The organism is Microbacterium lacus (assembly GCF_044794305.1).
In the GTDB taxonomy this organism is placed as follows: Bacteria; Actinomycetota; Actinomycetes; order Actinomycetales; family Microbacteriaceae; genus Microbacterium; species Microbacterium lacus_B.
Genome location: NZ_CP084996.1, coordinates 673,641 through 691,884 on the forward strand (window position 1 = coordinate 673,641; position 18,244 = coordinate 691,884).

Genomic DNA, 18,244 nt, shown 5'->3' on the forward strand with positions numbered 1-18,244 from the left:
GTCAGTCTATCTGACGGGCGGAGAACTGTCAGTCGCTCGCTTAAGCCCGTAGCCAGCGGCGGATTGCGAACCCCGCAGACAGTGCGGCCAGCAGCACGCCGATCGCGATGATCACCGGCATCACGAGCCAGGCGTCGTCGATCCCCACCCAGGTCGTGACGAAGGCGATGCGCTCGCGCAGGTACCCGTTCACTCCGAAATGCACGCCCGCGATCACTGCGGCACACGCGAGCACAGATCCGATGAGAGCTGCGAACACACCCTCGAGTATGAACGGGGTTTGAATGAAGCGATTGGATGCCCCCACCAGGCGCATGATGCCGATTTCACGCCGTCGGGCATATGCAGAGAGCCGAATGGTGGTCGCGATCAACAGGACTGCGGCGACAAGCATGAGTGCAGCGATGCCGACAGCGATGTAGGTGGCGACAGTCAGTGCGGAGAACAGCGGTTCAAGATACTGCATCTCGTCGCGCACCTCTTCGACGCCCGTCGTACCGGCGAACGCCTCGATCAGCACCGTGGAGTCGCGCTGGTCGACGAGGTTGAGCTTGAAGCTCTCGTTCATCTGGTCGGGTGTGATGACGCTCGCGTAATCCTCGCCCAGCAGCTCGATCGCGTTCTGGTAGGCCTGATCGCGGTTCTCGAACGTCACGTCACGAACAAGGGCGGCCAACGCGGGCGAATCGAGCTTGGCCTGGATCTCGGCGAGTTGATCCTCGGTGGCCACACCGTTCGTGCACGTCGGCGCGGTCGACAGATCGCTGCACATGAAGATGGCGACCTGGGCACGATCGACCCAGAAGTCGCGCATGGTGCTGATCTGCATCTGCATGAGGATCGCGGCCCCAACGAAGCTCAGCGAAACGAAGGTCACCAGGATCACCGAAATGACCATCGACGCGTTGCGCCGAAGACCCGAGAATGCCTCGGAGAGGATCAAGCCGGCCCTCATGAGGTCGGCCCAACTTCGTCGCCGGGGTCGATCTCGCCGAGCCCCGGGCCGAGACCCAGTCGGTCGGCGAGGCCGAGCTCTGCCACATCTACTTCCGCGATATCAGCGACCGGGATCGGCTGGGTCGAGGGGCGCGGTGCGGGCTTCTCGGGCTCGTGCTGAGAAGCGGGCTGCGCCTCTGTCTCGTCGAGTTCAGGTCTCCTCTGCGCAGGTTGCTCGAGCGACGTAGGCGTCTCGTCGCCGGAGGTGTCAGCGATCGTCGCGACAAGGTCGTCCTCGATTTCGGCCGAAGCCACAACGGCATCGGGTCCGGATGCCTCGACAGCTCGTTGCACCTCCAGCACCGCTGTGAGCGCGGCAACCGCGGCCGCTCCGCGCACCGGCACCGGGGCCAGGCTCGGGATTCCCGACGTGTCGCCATACCCACCGTGTCGCTCATCACGGACCATCTCGCCGTTCTGAAGCTCGATCACTCGGCGCTGCATCTGGTTGACGAACCCGGCTTCGTGCGTGGCCATCACGACCGTCGTACCTCCGGCATTGATGCGCTCAAGAAGCTGCATGATGTCGACGGATGTCGCGGGGTCAAGGTTTCCGGTCGGCTCGTCGGCGAGGAGCACCTGCGGGCGATTGACGAGCGCACGCGCGATTGCCACGCGTTGCTGCTCACCACCGGAGAGTTCATGAGGAAAGCGCTTCTCTTTGCCGGCGAGCCCGACCATTGCGAGAACCTCGGGCACGGCCTGTTGGATGAACCCGCGGGACGAGCCGATAACTTGCAACGTGAACGCGACATTCTGGAAGACCGTCTTGGTCGGCAGGAGTCGGAAGTCTTGGAATACCGCCCCGACGTGACGACGGAAGTACGGCACTTTGCTGTTGGAGAGCGTGCGCAGGTCGCGGCCCAGCACGACGACCCGGCCCTCGCTCGGGGTGTCTTCGCGCAGGATCAGTCGCAGACACGTCGACTTGCCCGAACCGGACGCGCCAACGAGAAAGACGAACTCGCCGCGGAGCACTTCGAAATCCACGTCAGTGAGCGCGGGTTTGGAAGTGCCACGGTAGCGTTTCGTGACGTTCTCGAACCGAATCATGGCTATATGAGCCTAGATCCCGGATCGAGCGCGGCTCAGAGCGACACCCTCGGGGCGACGATTGACCCGAGGGTCAGTCTTGGATCTTGCGCTTGCGCCAGCGGATGCCCGCCGAGATCAGCCCGTCGAGGTCGCCATCGAACACCGAGGCGGGGTTGCCGACCTCGTACCCCGTGCGCAGGTCTTTCACGAGTTGCTGACCGTAGAGGAAGTACGACCGCATCTGGTCGCCCCAGCTCGCGGTGATGACACCGGCGAGCTCTTTCTTGGTGGCAGCCTCCTGCTCCTTCTGCAGCAGCATGAGGCGGGTTTGAAGCACGCGCATAGCGGCAGCGCGGTTCTGCAACTGCGACTTCTCGTTCTGCATCGAGACGACCAGGCCGGTCGGAAGGTGGGTGATGCGTACAGCGGAGTCGGTGGTGTTGACCGACTGGCCACCGGGACCGGACGACCGGAACACATCGACGCGGATGTCACCCTCGGGAACCTCGACCTCAACGGCCTCTTCCATGACGGGGATGACCTCGACAGCGGCAAAGGATGTCTGACGCTTGTCGGCGGAACCGAAGGGGCTGATGCGCGCAAGGCGGTGGGTTCCGGCCTCGACCGAGAGTGTGCCGTAGGCGTACGGCGCATCGATCTGGAACGTCGCCGACTTGATGCCAGCGCCCTCGGCGTACGAGGTATCCATCACCTTGACCGAATACTTGTGACGCTCGGCCCAGCGCAGGTACATGCGCATCAGCATCTCGGCGAAGTCGGTCGCGTCGTCGCCACCGGCGCCGGAGCGGATCGTCACCACCGCAGAGCGCTCGTCGTACTCGCCGTCCAGCAGCGTCTGCACTTCGAGCTGGCTGACGATGTCTTCGAGCTCGGCGATCTCGCGTCGCGCCTCTTCGGCGGTGTCTTCGTCGTCCATCTCGACGGCCATCTCCACCAGGACGTCGAGGTCATCGAGTCGGCGCTCTACGTCAGTGACTCGCTTGAGGTCGGCCTGCCGATGGCTCAGCGCACTCGTGACTTTCTGAGCCTTCTCGACGTCGTCCCAGAGATCAGGGGCCCCCGCCGCTTCGCTCAGTGCTGCGATCTCTGCCTCGAGCGCATCGACGTCGACCACCGCCTGGATGTCGGCGAAGGTGGCGCGCAGCGCCTGGATATCGGCGGAAGGATCGAAATCAAGCATGACACTCCAGACTAACGTGGATACACGTGACCGATCTTCCTGAGCCGATCGGCGCGCGAGACGTTCTCGGCCGTTTCGCGCCGATGATCTATGGCCCCACCGTCCTCTTCGCGCTCGGTGAGGGGGCCGTCATCCCGCTGATCCCCGTCATCGCCGCCCAGTTGGGTGCCGACCTTGCGACCGCCGCCCTGGTCGCTTCGGCTCTCGTCGTCGGTCAGCTTTGCGGCAACATCCCCGCCGGGTGGGCGGTCGCGCGCGTCGGTGAACGCGTCACCATGGCACTTGCCGGAATCATCTCGATCCTCGCAGTCATCGGTCTCGCGCTCGCTCCTTCTCTCGGCCTTTTCGCCGTCGGTGTCTTCATGATCGGGTTCTGTGCTGCCGCTTTCGGCCTGGCGCGGCACTCTTTCATGACCACCCGCGTTCCCCTCGCTTTTCGAGCCCGGGCGCTGTCACTGCTCGGTGGCACGTTCCGGCTGGGCATGTTCATCGGCCCCTTCGTCTCTGCCGGGCTCCTCGCATTCTTCGGCGACGAACGAGCAGCCATCTGGTTCTTCGGCGTGTGCCTCGCAGCGACCGTGCTCCTCGTCGTGTTCGGGCCGGACCCCGAACACGAGTTCGGCACAACCCAGCAGATCAGTGTCAACGGCCACGGTGACTCCCGCGTGGCCGAAGACACCGGCGAACCGGTCACCGGTGCCATACCCACTGCGGAGCGGATCGGGGTCTTCCGCACGATGTGGCAGTTCCGGCGTGTGCTCATGCGACTGGGGCTGGCCGCGGCATCCCTCTCGGCAGTGCGCTCCGCACGCCAGGTCGTGCTGCCGCTGTGGGGTGTGTCGATCGGACTCGACGCGCAGACGATCGCTCTGGTCGTGGGCGTTTCGGGCGCGATCGACTTCGCGCTGTTCTACGCCAGCGGTCAGGTCATGGACCGGTACGGACGACTGTGGGCGGCGCTGCCGGCCATGCTGCTGATGGGCTCGGGGTTCGTCGCGCTGTCGTTCACGCACGACCTCGACCAGAACACGCTGTGGTTCGGCATCCTCGCCGCAGTGCTCGGGGTGGGCAACGGACTCTCGAGCGGCATCCTGCTCACTTTGGGGGCGGATGCAGCGCCGAAGGACGATCCCGCACCCTTCCTCGGGTCGTGGCGGACGCTCTCCGACGCGGGCGGCGCGATCTCTCCCCTCCTGATCTCAGGAATCACCGCTGCGGCTTCTCTGTCGATCGCCAGCGGATTCGTGGGCGGAGTCGCGCTCCTCGGCGCGCTGGCCTTCTGGCGTTGGGTGCCGCGGCCGTCGTAGTGGTCACTCGAAGGCGGTGCGGCTCGTCGCCGTAGATTCCAGCGCGACGCCGTCCGGCACGAAAATGGTCATGATCGGCGGCCGCCAGGTCGTGGCCACCGTCACGCGCGCCGAAACCCCATCGGGCGTGTCGGCAGCGACGAGCGCGCTCGACCCGCCCACCACGCTCACCAGTGCCTCAGCCTGATCCCACACGCCGTCGGCGGTCAGGGCGGCCGTCGGCTCGCCACCCTGAACCTCGAAAGTGAAGCCGTCGGCACCGGCCAGGGCCGCGGCATCCGCCAGCGAATCGAGACGCTTCTGGGCAAGGTACAGACTCGTCGCGTCCACGCACACGAATACCAGCGCGATCGCGAGTACCGCGTAGCCGAGCGTGAGCAACATGACACTGCCCTCGTCGTCGCAACCCTGCGCAGTGCCGCTGATGCGCCGACGCCAGACCCTCACGGTGTACCCCACGTGCGCGACACCTTCTGGGCCGACGTCGCCTCGACCGGGATTCGAGCGACCTGATCAAGACCCAGAATGGGAGGCACGAGCGGCAGCGCAACCGAGGCTCGAACTGTGACCACCAGCGTCGCGCCCGCCGACGGACACACCGAACCCGCGGGTATGCAGGCGAGAGAGAAGTCGACCGTTGCCGCATCCATTCCGTACTCACCGACGACCGACTCCAGCACGAGGTTCGCGCTCCGGCGAGCGTCGTCGGCGCTTTCTGCCTGCGAAATTGCGCGCGCAATGTGTCGTGCACCCGCTTCGGTGCCAAGGGACTGACTCTGGATCATGCCCAACGCAACGATCAGGTAGACAATCGGGACGAGCAGAACGAGCCCGACAAGGATGAACTCCAATGCGGCAGAGCCGCGGTCATCAGCGTCGCCCGAGACCTCAATCGAAGGATTCGACCGGCGCATGAGCGGTCACCTCCATCGCACGCGGCACGCCTAAGAGCCCGAGAAGCGGCAGTGTGGCGTGCACTGTCACCGCGACGGAATCGTGCCCGAGCACTCGCGTGTCACGCACCTCCACTTCTGTCTCGTAGCCGTCACCGACCGTGCGCGAAACGATCTCCCGTGTGCGCGCGGCGCCATCTTTCAGCGAAGTGTCGGCAAGCGCCGCGTGATAAGCGCCCTCGACCGCAGCATCGTGCACCACGTTGCGGACATAGACCGAAAGCCCGAACTGCAACACACCAAGGGTCAGCACGGTGAGCATCGTCCCCACGAGGACGAACTCCACCGGGCTTGACCCACGGTCATCAGCGAGGTCACTCGCGATGAGGCTCCGGATGCCGCACACGACCTAGAAGCCGGAAACCCGCGAGATTGCCTGCTCGAACAGACCCGCGAGCGCGGGACCCGCGACGGCCCAGATGACGACGACAAGCCCGGCCGTCATCAGCGTGATGAGCACCCAGCCGGGAACGTCTCCGCGCTCGTCGTCGTGGACGTCGAGTGCGGTCCGTTGCACCCGCGACACTGCGCGGGCAAGGAGGGAGGTGAACATGATGTCTCTCTTTCTGACCCGGCGGGTCATCCGATTCCGAGGCGAAGCATGAAGATGCCCGGGAACACTGCGAACAGCACGCTCAAGGGCAGGATCAAGAAGACAAGCGGGACGAGCATGTAGATATCTTTGCGCCCGGCCCGTTCGATGAGGGGGCGCTTGGCGTCTTCGCGAGCGTCGAGGGCTTGCGAATGCAGCACATGCGCGAGTGGTGCTCCCCGGTCGAGCGCGGCAATCAGTTGATCGACGGTGCGAGAGAGCGCCGGGATCTCAAGGCGGGACGACAAGCGGCTGAGCGCATCCGACAGCGATGAACCCGTGCCCACCGCGACGACTACCTCGCGCAGTTCGCCGGTGAGCTCGCCCGACCCGACATCGCTCACCCGCCGTAGCGCGTTGAGGATTCCTTCTCCTGCGGAGAGACAGAGCGCAATGAACTCCAGCACCGTCGGGAGCTCTTCCTCGACACGCGCGATCCGCCTCCGTGCGGCCTGACTGAGAGCAACGTCGCATAGGATCACGGCTCCCGCAGCGAACACCGGTGGGAGAAGCCAGATTGCGGGCGAAAACCGTCCTGCAAGTACAAGAATCACGAGAAGGATGCCGCCACCGGCCATCCCGACGATCGCCCAGGCGAGCTGGCGACCGCGAAAGGCCGCCGCATCCATCGTGGATCCGGCTTGACGCAGCCGGCGCTCAACTGACGTCGAGCCACCGACAGCACGGGCGATGCGTGCCTGACCCACCGCCCACACCGCCCCCAGGTCACCGTTCGTCCCGGCGGATGCGGCGTGGGTCAGGCTCAGCCCGCGCGGATCGGTGACATCGCGAATGTAGGGCGCGATGCGCCGCGAGAGTGACGGTGCTCCCCAGCGCGGCGCGACCGACATGGCCAGGCATACACCCACGCCGAATGCAAGCCCCAGGACCACGGCAAACGCGAGGTCGGTGCCGATGAACGCGATCACACGAACCACCGGCGCGGCTCGGGAAGTCGACCGATGCGGAGCATAACTCGGTAGGCCACGAACGACACAGCCGCTCCCGCGAGAATCAACACGACACCCTCGGGGCTGCCGTATGCCCGCGCCCCTTCGGGGCGGAGCGCCAGAAGCGCCAGGATCACCCATGGCGCCGCAACACCGAGCACGGCTGCTCCACGGATCCACGATTGGCGTGCCTCGACCTCGCTGCGCAGGGCCGCATCCGCCCGCACCGACGTCGCGAGTGACCGCAATACGGGAGTCAGTTCGGTGCCGCCGACCTGCCGCGCCATCCGCAGCGTCTCGATGATTCGATCGGCGACGGGGTCGGCGAGCGCCGTCTTGAGCCGCTCGGCACTGGAGTCGAAGTGTCCGGAAGCGGCGATGTCTCTGGCGAACCCAGCGAACGCAGGGCGCAACTCGGCCGGTGCCGATTCAGAGAGAGTCGCCACCGCGTCGGGCAACGACATGCCCGCGCGCACCGACCCGATCAGGAGGTCGCAGACATCGGGCCAGAGTGCTCGGCGGTTCTTGAGCAAGCTGGAACGACGCATCCGCAGCCAGCCGAAGGGTGCGATGCCGCCAGCGACGGCACCGACGAGCGTGAGCGCGGCGACCGCAGTGATCAACCACACAGCGGCAGCGGCGAAGACGGAGATACCGATAGCGGCACCGATGATCACCACCGGGCTGACGCGCGATAGCCCGGCCTCTTCAAGCAGTCGAACAAGACGCCCCGACGGCACCGACACCGCAGGGCGGTCGTGGGCGGGCCAGAACCAGGGCGACAGGGTGAGCAGCAGTCCGGCAGCCAGCATCCCTCCCCATACAAAGGTCATGGCCGCACCCCGCCGTAGAGCGTCCGGCACGCGATCGCCGCGCCGTCGATTGCGCCGGTGAACGGAAGCGGCTCAATTATCTCCGCGACCCGTCGGCGCCCGCTCGCGTCGCGCTCACAGTGCACAACGAGATCGACGGATGCTGCGACCGCCGGAAGCACGAAGGCTGAATCGATGTTCCGCCCAGCCAGCAGCGGTAGCGCCGCGAGCTTGCCCAGCGCATCCCGCGCGGAGTTCGCGTGTATCGTCGCGGCTCCGGGGACGCCCGTATTGAGCGCCAACAGCAAGTCGAGCGCCTCGGCATCGCGAACCTCACCGACAACGAGACGATCGGGACGCATGCGGAGCGCCTCTTTCACCAGGCGCCGCAGCGACACTTCGCCCGACCCCTCAAGACTGGCTTGACGGCCCTGCAGCGACACGACGTCGGGCGCGGAAACGGCGAGTTCGAACGTCTCCTCCACCGTGACGATGCGGTGCTCCGGCGGGCACGCTGCAATGAGTGCACCCAACAGCGTCGTTTTGCCAGCATGGGTGGCGCCCGAGACCAGCACGCTCCGACCATCGTGCATAGCGGCACGAAGAATTTCGGCACCGTCCGCCGTCAACGAGCCAGAGGCAACCAGGTGCCCCAGTGAGCGAACTGTGGGGAGAAACTTGCGGACGTTGACCGCCCAGTGGCGGCGTGTGATGTCGGGGATCACGACGTGCAGACGTGATCCATCAGGAAGCGAGGCGTCGACGAAGGGTTGGCTCAAGTCGACTCGGCGGCCGGTCGCCTGGAGCATCCGCTCGACGAGATCACGAACGGCTGAATCGGTCAGACTCAGCGGCAATCGCTCTGAGACACCACCGCGCGCGATGAAGATCCGATCGGGCGCGTTGATCCACAGTTCTTCGACGGTCGGATCGTCGAGGTACGGCTGCAACGGGCCGTAGCCCGCCACGGTCGCGAGGACTTCGCGCACACAGGCCGCTTCGTCATCGACGACCGCGACGCCGCGCGCGAGCGCGAAGTCGTTGTGGCGACGCACTTCTGCCCGTGCGAGCTGCGCGGCGAATTCTGGATCTCGGGCGGGATCGAGCCGTTCCGCACGCAGTCGTTCGCGCACGCGCTCCGCCACGGCAGCAGCAGGAGCGGAGGCGGGAGGCACGACAAGATCCTCGCAAGTGCGGGCCGCAGCATCCGGAAGTTATCCACAGGCATACCCAGCCAACTCGGGGGAAAGCCCCACTTCGACCGTCTTCACGGCTCGGTAGACTGAACGCTCCGCGGGAGTGGTGAAATTGGCAGACACGCAGGATTTAGGTTCCTGTGCTTTCGAGCGTGTGGGTTCAAGTCCCACCTTCCGCACGAGCACGAACACGACCGCCGAACGACGACCGACGGGATTACTTCCTTGCAGAACCTCGCACTCATCCCCTGGCTCGATCCTGAAACGATCATCGCGGCGGCGGGCCCGTGGGCGCTCCTCGTTGTCTGCTTCATCGTCTTCGCAGAGACGGGGTTGCTCGTCGGCTTCCTGCTCCCGGGCGACACACTGCTCGTCATCTCGGGTCTGCTCACGAACACAAGCGACATCTTCGGCTTCAACATCTGGGTCGTCTCACTGCTGATCGCCCTCGCGGCCTTCCTCGGCGGTGAGGTCGGATACATCATCGGCCACAAGGGCGGGCCGGCGGTCTTCGAACGCAAAGAATCCGGACTATTCAGCGTGAAGAATGTCGAGCGCACCAACGCGTTCTTCGTTCGCTTCGGCGGACTGACGATCATCCTCGCCCGCTTCGTGCCGATCGTGCGCACCTTCGCGCCGGTCGCCGCCGGCGTCGGCCACATGGACCGCAAGAAGTACACGCTCTACAACTTCGTCGGCGCGATGCTGTGGGGCTTCGGCCTCACGATGCTCGGGTACCTGATCGGCTTCATCCCGTGGGTCGCTGACCTCGTCACCGAATACATCGACATCATCCTGCTCGTCGCCGTCGGCGGCACCGCTGCGGTAACCCTCTTCCACTACTTCCGCGAGCGTGCCAAGGCCAAGAAGGAAGAAGCTGCCGGTGAGGACGTTATCACCGATGCGGACGAGGCAGAGGCGCTCGTGCTCGACCCCGAGGTGTTCGACCGGGGCCCGATCGACCCCGACGCCGACACCACGCACGGCGCTGACGCGCCGAAGGCGTAGCGCCGATCAGGAAGCTTTGGCCGCCTTCTTCTTGGCGGCCGGCTTCTCAGATTTTTCGGACTTCGACGTCTTGGTTGCAGACGTATCCTTGCCCTCGCGCGCAGCGCGCGAACGCTCGACGCTCGCCCGGAGCGCTGCCATCAGGTCGATGACCTCGCCCGAGGTCTCGGGCTCTTCGCGGTCGCCGAACGTCTCAGACCTATCGAGCGTGTCGCCCTTCTCCAGCTTCGCTTCGATCAGCGTGCGCAATTCGTCCTGGTACTCGTCAGAGAACGAGGAGGGGTCGAAGTCCCCAGAGAAGCTTTCAACGAGGGATGCCGAGAGTTCGAGTTCCTTCGCCGAGATGCGCACCGGCTCATCCAACGACGGGAACGCCGCCTCACGCACCTCATCCCCCCACAGCAACGTCTGCAAGACGAGGACGTCGCCGCGCACGCGAAGCGCCGCGAGCCGGGTCTTCTGGCGCAGAGAAAACCGGACGATCGCCGTGCGATCGGTCTGCTCGAGCGTCTTGCGCAGCAGAACGTACGCCTTGGGCGATGCGGAATCGGGCTCGAGGTAGTACGCCTTGTCGAGAGTCAGTAGATCGACCTGCTCGCTGGGGACGAACTCGACCACATCGATCTCACGACTCTTCTCCGCCGGGAGCGAGGCGAGGTCGTCCGCGGTGAGCACCACTGTCTGTTCTCCGTCGTCGTACGCCTTGTCGATATCGGCGAACGCCACGATTTCGCCGCAAACCTCGCACTTGCGTTGATACCTAATGCGGCCGCCGTCAGCGTTGTGTACCTGGTGCAACGACACATCGTGGTCTTCGGTCGCCGAATACACCTTCACCGGCACGTTCACCAACCCGAAGGTCAGCGCGCCTTTCCAGATCGCCCTCATCACACCAGTACACACCTGTCACACCGTGCGCGGCTACCCCGGCCAGTAACCTGGGCGCATGCCGGGGGAAGAACAGCTGGTGCGCGTCGAGGGACGGCGCCTGCGTCTGACGAACCTCGACAAGGTGCTGTACCCCGAAACGGGCACGACCAAGGGCGAGGTGATCGACTATTACTCGCGCATCGCCCCGTTCCTGCTCCCCCATGTCGCCGGCCGTCCCGTCACGCGTCTGCGCTGGCCCGAAGGAGTAGATCACCCCTCGTTCTTCGCGAAGGATCTGGAGCGGGGCGCACCCGATTGGGTGGAACGGATTCCGATTCCGCACTCGACCGGATCGAAGGACTATCCCCTCATCGGCGACGTGCCGACGCTGGTCTACCTGGCCCAAGTGGCGAGCCTCGAACTGCACGTTCCGCAGTGGCGCTTCACGCCGGAGGGCGACCCCGGTCGACCCGATCGACTGGTGCTCGACCTGGATCCCGGTCCCGGGGTGGGTCTGGCCGAATGCGCACAGGTCGCGCGGTGGGCACGCGAGATCCTGCACGGCATGGGCCTGGACCCCCTACCCGTGACGAGCGGAAGCAAGGGCATCCACCTGTATGCGAGTCTCGTCGGCTCGCAGACCAGCGACGAGGTCACCGCCGTCGCACACGAACTGGCACGGGCGATCGAGGCCGATCACGCCGATCTCGTCGTGAGCGATATGAAGAAGTCCCTGCGGGACCACCGGGTGCTCATCGACTGGAGCCAGAACAACGCGGCAAAGACGACGATCGCTCCGTACTCGCTACGAGGGCGCGCACGCCCGACCGTTGCCGCGCCTCGCACGTGGGACGAACTCGACGACCCCGATCTACGCCACCTCCTCTTCTCGGAAGTGCTCGAGCGCGCGGAGGTGTCCGGCGATCCACTCGCGGCGCTGGGCCCGTCAGGGCGGGCCGCTGGCTCAGGCGATGGTCCCCTTGCGGTCTACATCGCCAAGCGCAGCGCGACACGCACGCCTGAGCCCGTTCCCGCGAGTCCACACGGGTCTGCCGCGACCTCGCTCGGTCTCCCGTCGTTCGTCATCCAGGAGCATCACGCGTCGAGCCTGCATTGGGACCTTCGCCTCGAACACGACGGCGTGTTGGTCAGCTGGGCTGTGCCCCGCGGCATCCCCCCGACGACGAAGAAGAACGCGCTCGCTGTGATGACCGAGCCGCACCCGATGGAATACGCCACGTTCGAGGGCACGATCCCCCGGGGTGAGTACGGCGCCGGCACGATGACGATCTGGGACGCCGGTCACTACGAGCCCGAGAAGTGGCGCGACGACGAGGTGATCTTCACCGCCGAGGGCAGGCCCGGCGGTCCGCTCGGCCGTGTGCGCCTGGCGCTCATTCGCACGGACGGACAGGGCGAGAAGTCGACGTGGCTGCTGCATCGTATGAAGACGGATGCCGAGGGGGCGCCGCAAAAGGATGCGGCGCCGGTCACTGCCCGCGCGCCCAGCATCCCCACGCCCAGCGAACTCGCCCCGATGCTCGCCAGCTCCAGCACGCCGGGCCTCGCTCGCGACGCGGCTACGCGATGGGGGCCGTGGGTCGAGGCGAAATGGGACGGCATCCGCGCGATCGCGTTCTGGGACGGTGCCCGCCTCCATCTGCGTGCTCGCAGCGGCAATGACATCACCGCGAAGTACCTCGAACTCACCCGCGTCGATGCGGGGTTCGGGCCGGAACCCCTGGTCGTCGATGGCGAGATCGTGGCCCTCGACTCAAAGGGCCGACCGAGCTTCACGCGACTTCAGGCACGGATGAACCTGTCGAAGCCACGAGAGATCGAGCGAGAAGCTCCCCACACGCCCGTGCACTTCTTCCTGTTCGACGTCCTCTCAACGGACGGGCGAGATGTGGCCGGAGAGCCCCTCGCCGAGCGCCGACGCGTACTGGAGAATCGCGCACACGGCGCGATTCCGGCGATCGTCGTCCCCCCGGTCTTCGATGATGTGGATGCCGCGCTCGCCGCTGCGCGCACCCTCGGGCTGGAAGGAGTCGTGGTGAAGAACCCCGACTCGACCTACCGCCGGGGCCTGCGGTCCGAGGAGTGGCTCAAGGTCAAACTCACCCGGACGCAGGACGTCGTGATCGGGGCGATCCGCCCAGGAAGGGGTGGGCGCTCCGGCGCGATCGGCTCGCTCTTGTTGGGCATTCCCGAGGCCGAGGGGCTCCGATATGTGGGGCGTGTCGGCAGCGGCTTCAGCGATGCGACGCTGGCGAAGCTCGAAGAGCTCCTGCGCCCGCTGCGGACCGACGTGAATCCCTTCGTCGGCATCCCCGCGGCCGACGCCTCGGACGCCTTGTGGGTGCGTCCCGCCATTGTCGGCGAAGTGGAATTCGCCGAGTTCACGCCCGACGGCATTCTGCGCCATTCCCGGTGGAGAGGGCTCCGGCTCGACTCGGCACCTGACGACATCCGCAGGGAGGACTGAGTCACTCACCCCCACCGCAGCCGTTACGCGTGCGCGTCGTGTTCGACGTGACCGGCGGGTTCGAGCTGGAACGTCGAGTGCTCGACGTCGAAGTGGCTGGTGAGGCATGTCTGCAACGATCCGAGGATCGCCGCTGAGCGACCGTCCGCGAGGGCGGCGTCGTCAACCACCACGTGAGCGCTGAAGACCGGAGCGCCCCGCGTGAGTTGCCACACGTGCACGTCGTGCACATCGACGACCCCGTCCGTCGAAAGGATGTGCTCACGGATCTCGTCGACGTGCATGCCCTGCGGCGTCGACTCCGCCAGCACCTGAACGACCTCTCTGAGCAGAGAGATCGCTCGCGGGATGATCATCGCGGCGATCACCAGCGAGGCGATCGCGTCGGCGGGCATCCATCCGGTGGTCACGATCACGATGGCCGCGACGATCACCATGGCCGAGCCGATCAGGTCTCCGAGGACTTCGAGATACGCCCCGCGCACATTGATGCTGCGACGTTGCGCCGCGCTGAGCAGCCACATCGCAGCCGCGTTGGCGAGCAACCCGATGATCGCGACGACGAGCATCAGCCCGCCCGCCACCTCAACCTCACTGGGCGTGATCAGGCGACGGATACCCTCCACCGCAACCCAGATCGACAGGACGATGAGAATCACGCCGTTCACCGCAGCGCCGAACACCTCCGCGCGCTGATAGCCGAAGGTGTTGCGCGCGTCCGCGGGTCGGGCGGCCACCACGCTGGCGATCAACGCGATCACCAGGGCGGCGGCATCGGTGAACATATGCGCAGCATCTGCCAACAGGGCGAGCGAACCGGTCACCACCGCCCCGACGATCTGCACCACCATGACGACGGCCGTGATCCCCAGCGAGATCGCCAGCAACCGCCGGTTGCTGGCTGAGCGCATGCCCGTCGGCGCGTGATCGTGCATGAGATCAGGCTATGCCCGAACGGCTCAGAGGTCCTCGAGGTGAACGGCGAGCGCGACGAACGCGCGAGCGCGGTGGGATGCCTCGTTCTTGGCCTCTGCGGTCCACTCGGCGACTGTCGTCTCAGCGTCGAAACGCTGGCCGTCGGGGATGAAGACCGGGTCGTAGCCGAAACCTCCCCCGCCAGCAGCGACGTGCGCGAGACGCCCCGGCCACACTCCCTCGACCACGCGCTCGTCGACGGCGCCCTCAGGACCGGGGATCACGAGAGCTATGGTCGAGTGGAACTGCGCCGTGCGGTGGGGATCGGCGATGTCGGAGAGCTGGTCGAGCAGCAGGGCGAGGTTTGCCGAGGCATCCTTCGCATGACCCGCCCAGTACGCGGAGAAGATACCCGGCGCACCACCCAGCACATCGACGCAGATTCCCGAGTCATCGGCGAGCGCCGGGAGGCCCGTGTGAGCCGCCGCAGCGCGCGCCTTGATCAGGGCGTTCTCGGCGAAGGACACACCATCTTCGATCGGCTCGGGGCCGTCATACGCAAGCACCTGAAGATCGGGCCGCACGCTGGCTACGATCGACTGAAACTCCGCGACCTTGTGCAGGTTGTGGGTGGCCAGCACGATCTGCTGAGGGCCTGAGGCCATGCGCATTGTCCAATCGCCGTCAGTCATCGGCGGCCAGCGCCGCGAGCTGAAGGTCGCGCAGATCGGCGCAACCGTTCACGCCCAACTCGAGCAGCGCGTCGAGCTCGCGCTTGACGAACGGAGCGCCCTCGGCTGTTCCCTGCACCTCGACGAACAGACCGCGACCGGTGACGACGACGTTCATATCGGTTTCGGCACGGACGTCCTCGACGTACGCAAGGTCGAGCATCGGCTCGCCGTCGATGATCCCGACCGACACCGCCGCGACCGAGTCGATGAGAGGGGTTGCCTTCTGGCCGATGAACTTCTTCGCCCGACCCCACTCGATCGCGTCGGCCAGGGCGACATACGCCCCGGTGATCGCGGCCGTGCGGGTGCCGCCATCAGCCTGCAGCACGTCGCAGTCGATGACGATCGTGTTCTCTCCAAGCGCCTTCGTGTCGACCACCGCGCGCAACGCACGCCCAATCAGTCGCGAGATCTCGTGGGTGCGACCGCCGACCTTGCCCTTGATCGACTCGCGGTCGTTGCGGGAGTTGGTCGCGCGCGGAAGCATCGCGTACTCGGCGGTCACCCAGCCCTTGCCCTTGCCGGTCAGCCAGCGCGGCACGCCGTTCGTGAACGACGCGGTGCACAGCACCTTCGTCCCACCGAAAGAGATGAGCGCCGAGCCCTCGGCGTGCGTGCTCCAGCCGCGTTCGATCGTGATCTCGCGTAGTTGGTCGGCCTCACGCCCATCGGCGCGGATGATGCTCGGGGTGGTGTCGCTGGTCATTGCGGTCCTTTCGGAAGGGTGATGGCGCCCGTCTGGACGAGATGCACGTCGCTGACTTCGCGTCCCATGAGGCGGTGCGCGAGGCGGAGAAAATCTTCGGCAGAATCGCCGGTGGCTTCATAGACATGGCGGGCGACAGCATCCGGGCCTGCGAGCAGGTTACGTGAGACCAGCTGACGATAGACGTCCTTCGCCGTCTCGGTGTCGCTCGACACGAGCGACACCTCCGGCCCCATGACATAGCTGATGGCCCCCTCGAGGAAGGGGTAATGCGTGCACCCGAGCACCAGGGTGTCGACTCCGGCGTGGCGCAACGGCGCGAGGTATCGCTCAGCGACCGCAAGCACCTCGGGCGAGTCGGTGACCCCCGCTTCGACGAACTCAACGAAGCGTGGGCAGGCCTCGGCGAACACGGTCAGACGTTCATTGACCTCGAGCATGTCCTGGTAGGCACGCGAGCCGATGGTGCCGGCCGTGCCGATCACGCCGATGCGCCCGTTGCGGGTGGTCGAGATCGCCGTGCGGACGGCAGGGCCGATCACCTCGACGACCGGAACGTCATACCTTTCGCGTGCATCGCGCAGCATCGCGGCCGAAGCGGTGTTGCACGCGATCACGAGCATCTTCACGCCCTGCTCGACGAGCGAATCCAGCACTTCGAGTGCGTAACGGCGGACGTCGGCGATGGGCTTCGGACCGTAGGGTGAGCGTGCAGTATCGCCGATGTAGAGGACGGATTCCCGGGGCAATTGCGCCGATACGGCGCGAGCCACAGTGAGCCCGCCGACCCCGGAGTCGAAGATGCCGATCGGCGCGCTATTCACGATCGACCAGCCTACGCCAGCGGATCACTAGGCTGACCGCATGCACCCGTCGACGGCTTTGCACACCGACCGCTATGAGCTCACGATGCTCGATGCCGCACTCAAGGACGGCACCGCACACCGGCCGTGCGTGTTCGAACTGTTCTCGCGGCGTCTCTCGGGCGGCAGGAGGTTCGGCGTGGTGGCGGGCACCGGACGGTTGCTCAGCCTCCTTCGCGACTTCCGCTTCGGGGACGACGAACTGCGCTTCCTTCGCGACGAGCGGGTGGTGGATGCTGCGACCCTCGAGTTTCTCGCCGGCTATCGCTTCAGCGGCTCGATCACCGGGTACCGCGAAGGTGAGCTGTACTTTCCAGGGTCGCCGATCGTCACGGTCGAGTCATCATTCGCGGAAGGCGTGATCCTCGAGACACTGGCCTTGAGCGTTGTGAACCACGACTCCGCCGTCGCGACCGCTGCTTCCCGCATGAGCATCGCCGCGGGCGATCGCCCCCTCGCGGAGATGGGATCACGTCGTGCCGGCGAAGAGTCTGCGGTCGCGGCCGCGCGCGCCGCGTTCATCGCGGGGTTCGGCGCCACCTCGAACCTGGAAGCCGGCAGAAGTTGGGGCATCCCGACCATGGGAACCGCCGCGCACGCCTGGACGTTGCTGCATGACACGGAGGAGGATGCCTTCCGCTCGCAGATTCAGGCACTCGGGGTGGGCACCACGCTGCTGATCGACACCTACGACATCCGTGCTGGGGTGAACTTGGCGATCCGCGTCGCGGGGACCGATCTCGGCGGTGTGCGCATCGACTCGGGTGACCTGCCGATCGTCGCGGCCGCAGTGCGTGCCCAACTGGATGATCTCGGCGCCACGAACACCAAGATCACCGTGACGAGCGACCTCGATGAGTATGCGATCGCGTCACTCGCAGCCTCACCCGTCGACGCCTACGGCGTGGGCACCTCGGTCGTCACCGGCTCGGGCGTCCCGACGTCGGGGATGGTCTTCAAACTGGTGGCGCGACAGGATGCCGCAGGGTCGTGGATCTCGGTGGCCAAGGCCTCGACAGACAAAGGCTCGAAAGGCGGGCGCAAAGCGGCGTTCCGCACCCTTGACCGCGGCACCGCGACGAGCGAACTCATCGCCGTCTCGGACGGCTTCGAGTCCGTCGACGGTCCGGACGAACATCCTCGTGCGCGCGCTCTACAGACCGCCTTCGTCACCGCGGGTGACATCGACACGGCGTTCGAGGGGGCGGGCGGCGTGTCGGCCGCAAGAGCGCACCATGCTCACGTTCGTGAAGAACTACCCGTGAGGGCGCTCGCGCTGAGCCGATCAGATCCGGCGATTCCGACGGTCTACGTTGACGCAGAGTGAGCTGCGCAGCCGTCAGCCGATGAGAGACTCGTAGATCTCTTTGCAGGTCGGGCAGACCGGAAACTTTTCGGGGTCGCGCCCGGGCGTCCACTTCTTGCCGCACAGCGCGCGGACCGGTTTGCCGGTGATCGCGGATTCGAGAATTTTGTCTTTCTTCACGTAGTGGGAGAAGCGTTCGTGGTCGCCGGGCTCGATGTTCTCTTCACGGATGAGCTCTTCGAGCTCGCGGTCGAGGGTTGCGAGACCACCCTGGTCGGGGCTGTCGAGTGGGGTGCTCATGGTCAGCCAGTC

The 18,244-nt window shown here is 65.9% G+C and carries 20 protein-coding genes and 1 tRNA gene; 5 read left to right on the forward strand and 16 right to left on the reverse strand.

The window, feature by feature from the left end; translation table 11 throughout:
• Positions 1-40: 40 nt before the first annotated feature.
• From ftsX to prfB, 3 genes are all read right to left on the reverse strand, one after another.
• The gene (ftsX, locus tag LG299_RS03370) at positions 41-955 is read right to left on the reverse strand and encodes a permease-like cell division protein FtsX (protein WP_404433523.1); all 915 of its coding nucleotides are present in this window, start codon (positions 953-955) and stop codon (positions 41-43) included.
• On the reverse strand, positions 952-2,049 hold the full coding sequence (gene ftsE / locus LG299_RS03375) for a cell division ATP-binding protein FtsE (protein WP_404433525.1): 1,098 nt from the start codon (positions 2,047-2,049) through the stop codon (positions 952-954). The genes ftsX and ftsE overlap by 4 nt, the downstream gene beginning before the upstream one ends.
• 73 nt (positions 2,050-2,122) lie before the next feature.
• A complete protein-coding gene (prfB, locus tag LG299_RS03380; protein WP_404433527.1) occupies positions 2,123-3,232 on the reverse strand; it encodes a peptide chain release factor 2 in 1,110 nt (369 codons plus the stop codon).
• 83 nt (positions 3,233-3,315) lie between these two features.
• Between prfB and LG299_RS03385 the strand changes: the two genes are divergently transcribed.
• A complete protein-coding gene (locus LG299_RS03385; RefSeq protein ID WP_404434781.1) occupies positions 3,316-4,539 on the forward strand; it encodes an MFS transporter in 1,224 nt (407 codons plus the stop codon).
• Positions 4,540-4,542: 3 nt separating this feature from the next.
• Here LG299_RS03385 and LG299_RS03390 read toward each other — a convergent pair whose 3' ends face one another.
• From LG299_RS03390 to LG299_RS03420, 7 genes are all read right to left on the reverse strand, one after another.
• A complete protein-coding gene (locus tag LG299_RS03390; RefSeq protein ID WP_404434782.1) occupies positions 4,543-4,923 on the reverse strand; it encodes a pilus assembly protein TadG-related protein in 381 nt (126 codons plus the stop codon).
• 59 nt (positions 4,924-4,982) lie between these two features.
• Positions 4,983-5,453: a TadE/TadG family type IV pilus assembly protein gene (locus LG299_RS03395; protein ID WP_404433529.1), complete on the reverse strand. Its 471-nt coding sequence runs from the start codon at positions 5,451-5,453 to the stop codon at positions 4,983-4,985.
• Entirely contained in the window at positions 5,428-5,754 is a 327-nt protein-coding gene (locus LG299_RS03400; RefSeq protein ID WP_404434783.1) for a TadE family protein, read from the reverse strand. The genes LG299_RS03395 and LG299_RS03400 overlap by 26 nt, the downstream gene beginning before the upstream one ends.
• Before the next feature lie 87 nt (positions 5,755-5,841).
• A complete protein-coding gene (locus tag LG299_RS03405; protein WP_404433531.1) occupies positions 5,842-6,045 on the reverse strand; it encodes a hypothetical protein in 204 nt (67 codons plus the stop codon).
• A gap of 26 nt (positions 6,046-6,071) precedes the next feature.
• Positions 6,072-7,013: a type II secretion system F family protein gene (locus tag LG299_RS03410; protein WP_404434785.1), complete on the reverse strand. Its 942-nt coding sequence runs from the start codon at positions 7,011-7,013 to the stop codon at positions 6,072-6,074.
• Positions 7,010-7,867 (reverse strand): type II secretion system F family protein, encoded by an 858-nt coding sequence (locus LG299_RS03415; protein WP_404433533.1) that lies wholly within the window; start codon positions 7,865-7,867, stop codon positions 7,010-7,012. The genes LG299_RS03410 and LG299_RS03415 overlap by 4 nt, the downstream gene beginning before the upstream one ends.
• On the reverse strand, positions 7,864-9,021 hold the full coding sequence (locus tag LG299_RS03420; RefSeq protein WP_404433535.1) for a CpaF family protein: 1,158 nt from the start codon (positions 9,019-9,021) through the stop codon (positions 7,864-7,866). The genes LG299_RS03415 and LG299_RS03420 overlap by 4 nt, the downstream gene beginning before the upstream one ends.
• A gap of 118 nt (positions 9,022-9,139) precedes the next feature.
• Here LG299_RS03420 and LG299_RS03425 point away from each other — a divergent pair.
• Positions 9,140-9,221: transfer RNA gene (locus LG299_RS03425), tRNA-Leu, on the forward strand.
• A 46-nt stretch (positions 9,222-9,267) separates the two neighbouring features.
• Positions 9,268-10,050: a DedA family protein gene (locus LG299_RS03430; protein WP_404433537.1), complete on the forward strand. Its 783-nt coding sequence runs from the start codon at positions 9,268-9,270 to the stop codon at positions 10,048-10,050.
• Between the two features lie 6 nt (positions 10,051-10,056).
• On the opposite strand, the gene LG299_RS03435 is transcribed toward LG299_RS03430, so the two are convergent.
• Entirely contained in the window at positions 10,057-10,938 is an 882-nt protein-coding gene (locus LG299_RS03435; RefSeq protein WP_404433539.1) for a Ku protein, read from the reverse strand.
• Positions 10,939-10,996: 58 nt separating this feature from the next.
• Here LG299_RS03435 and LG299_RS03440 point away from each other — a divergent pair, with 58 nt between their 5' ends.
• Positions 10,997-13,408 (forward strand): ATP-dependent DNA ligase, encoded by a 2,412-nt coding sequence (locus tag LG299_RS03440; RefSeq protein WP_404433541.1) that lies wholly within the window; start codon positions 10,997-10,999, stop codon positions 13,406-13,408.
• Between the two features lie 23 nt (positions 13,409-13,431).
• On the opposite strand, the gene LG299_RS03445 is transcribed toward LG299_RS03440, so the two are convergent.
• The 4 genes from LG299_RS03445 to murI are packed head-to-tail and all read right to left on the reverse strand — an operon-like array spanning position 13,432 to position 16,587.
• Complete coding sequence (locus tag LG299_RS03445; RefSeq protein ID WP_404433543.1) at positions 13,432-14,343, reverse strand: cation diffusion facilitator family transporter; 912 nt, start codon at positions 14,341-14,343, stop codon at positions 13,432-13,434.
• Positions 14,344-14,367: 24 nt separating this feature from the next.
• Positions 14,368-14,988, reverse strand: coding sequence for an RdgB/HAM1 family non-canonical purine NTP pyrophosphatase (gene rdgB, locus LG299_RS03450; protein ID WP_404433545.1), 621 nt, complete (start codon positions 14,986-14,988; stop codon positions 14,368-14,370).
• 19 nt (positions 14,989-15,007) lie between these two features.
• Positions 15,008-15,763: a ribonuclease PH gene (rph, locus tag LG299_RS03455; protein ID WP_404433547.1), complete on the reverse strand. Its 756-nt coding sequence runs from the start codon at positions 15,761-15,763 to the stop codon at positions 15,008-15,010.
• The gene (gene murI / locus LG299_RS03460; RefSeq protein ID WP_404433549.1) at positions 15,760-16,587 is read right to left on the reverse strand and encodes a glutamate racemase; all 828 of its coding nucleotides are present in this window, start codon (positions 16,585-16,587) and stop codon (positions 15,760-15,762) included. Before murI ends, rph begins: the two co-directional genes overlap by 4 nt.
• A gap of 40 nt (positions 16,588-16,627) precedes the next feature.
• Between murI and LG299_RS03465 the strand changes: the two genes are divergently transcribed.
• Positions 16,628-17,953, forward strand: a complete 1,326-nt coding sequence (locus tag LG299_RS03465; protein WP_404433551.1) for a nicotinate phosphoribosyltransferase — start codon at positions 16,628-16,630, stop codon at positions 17,951-17,953.
• A gap of 12 nt (positions 17,954-17,965) precedes the next feature.
• On the opposite strand, the gene LG299_RS03470 is transcribed toward LG299_RS03465, so the two are convergent.
• The gene (locus LG299_RS03470; protein WP_404433553.1) at positions 17,966-18,232 is read right to left on the reverse strand and encodes a DUF3039 domain-containing protein; all 267 of its coding nucleotides are present in this window, start codon (positions 18,230-18,232) and stop codon (positions 17,966-17,968) included.
• Positions 18,233-18,244: the final 12 nt, after the last annotated feature.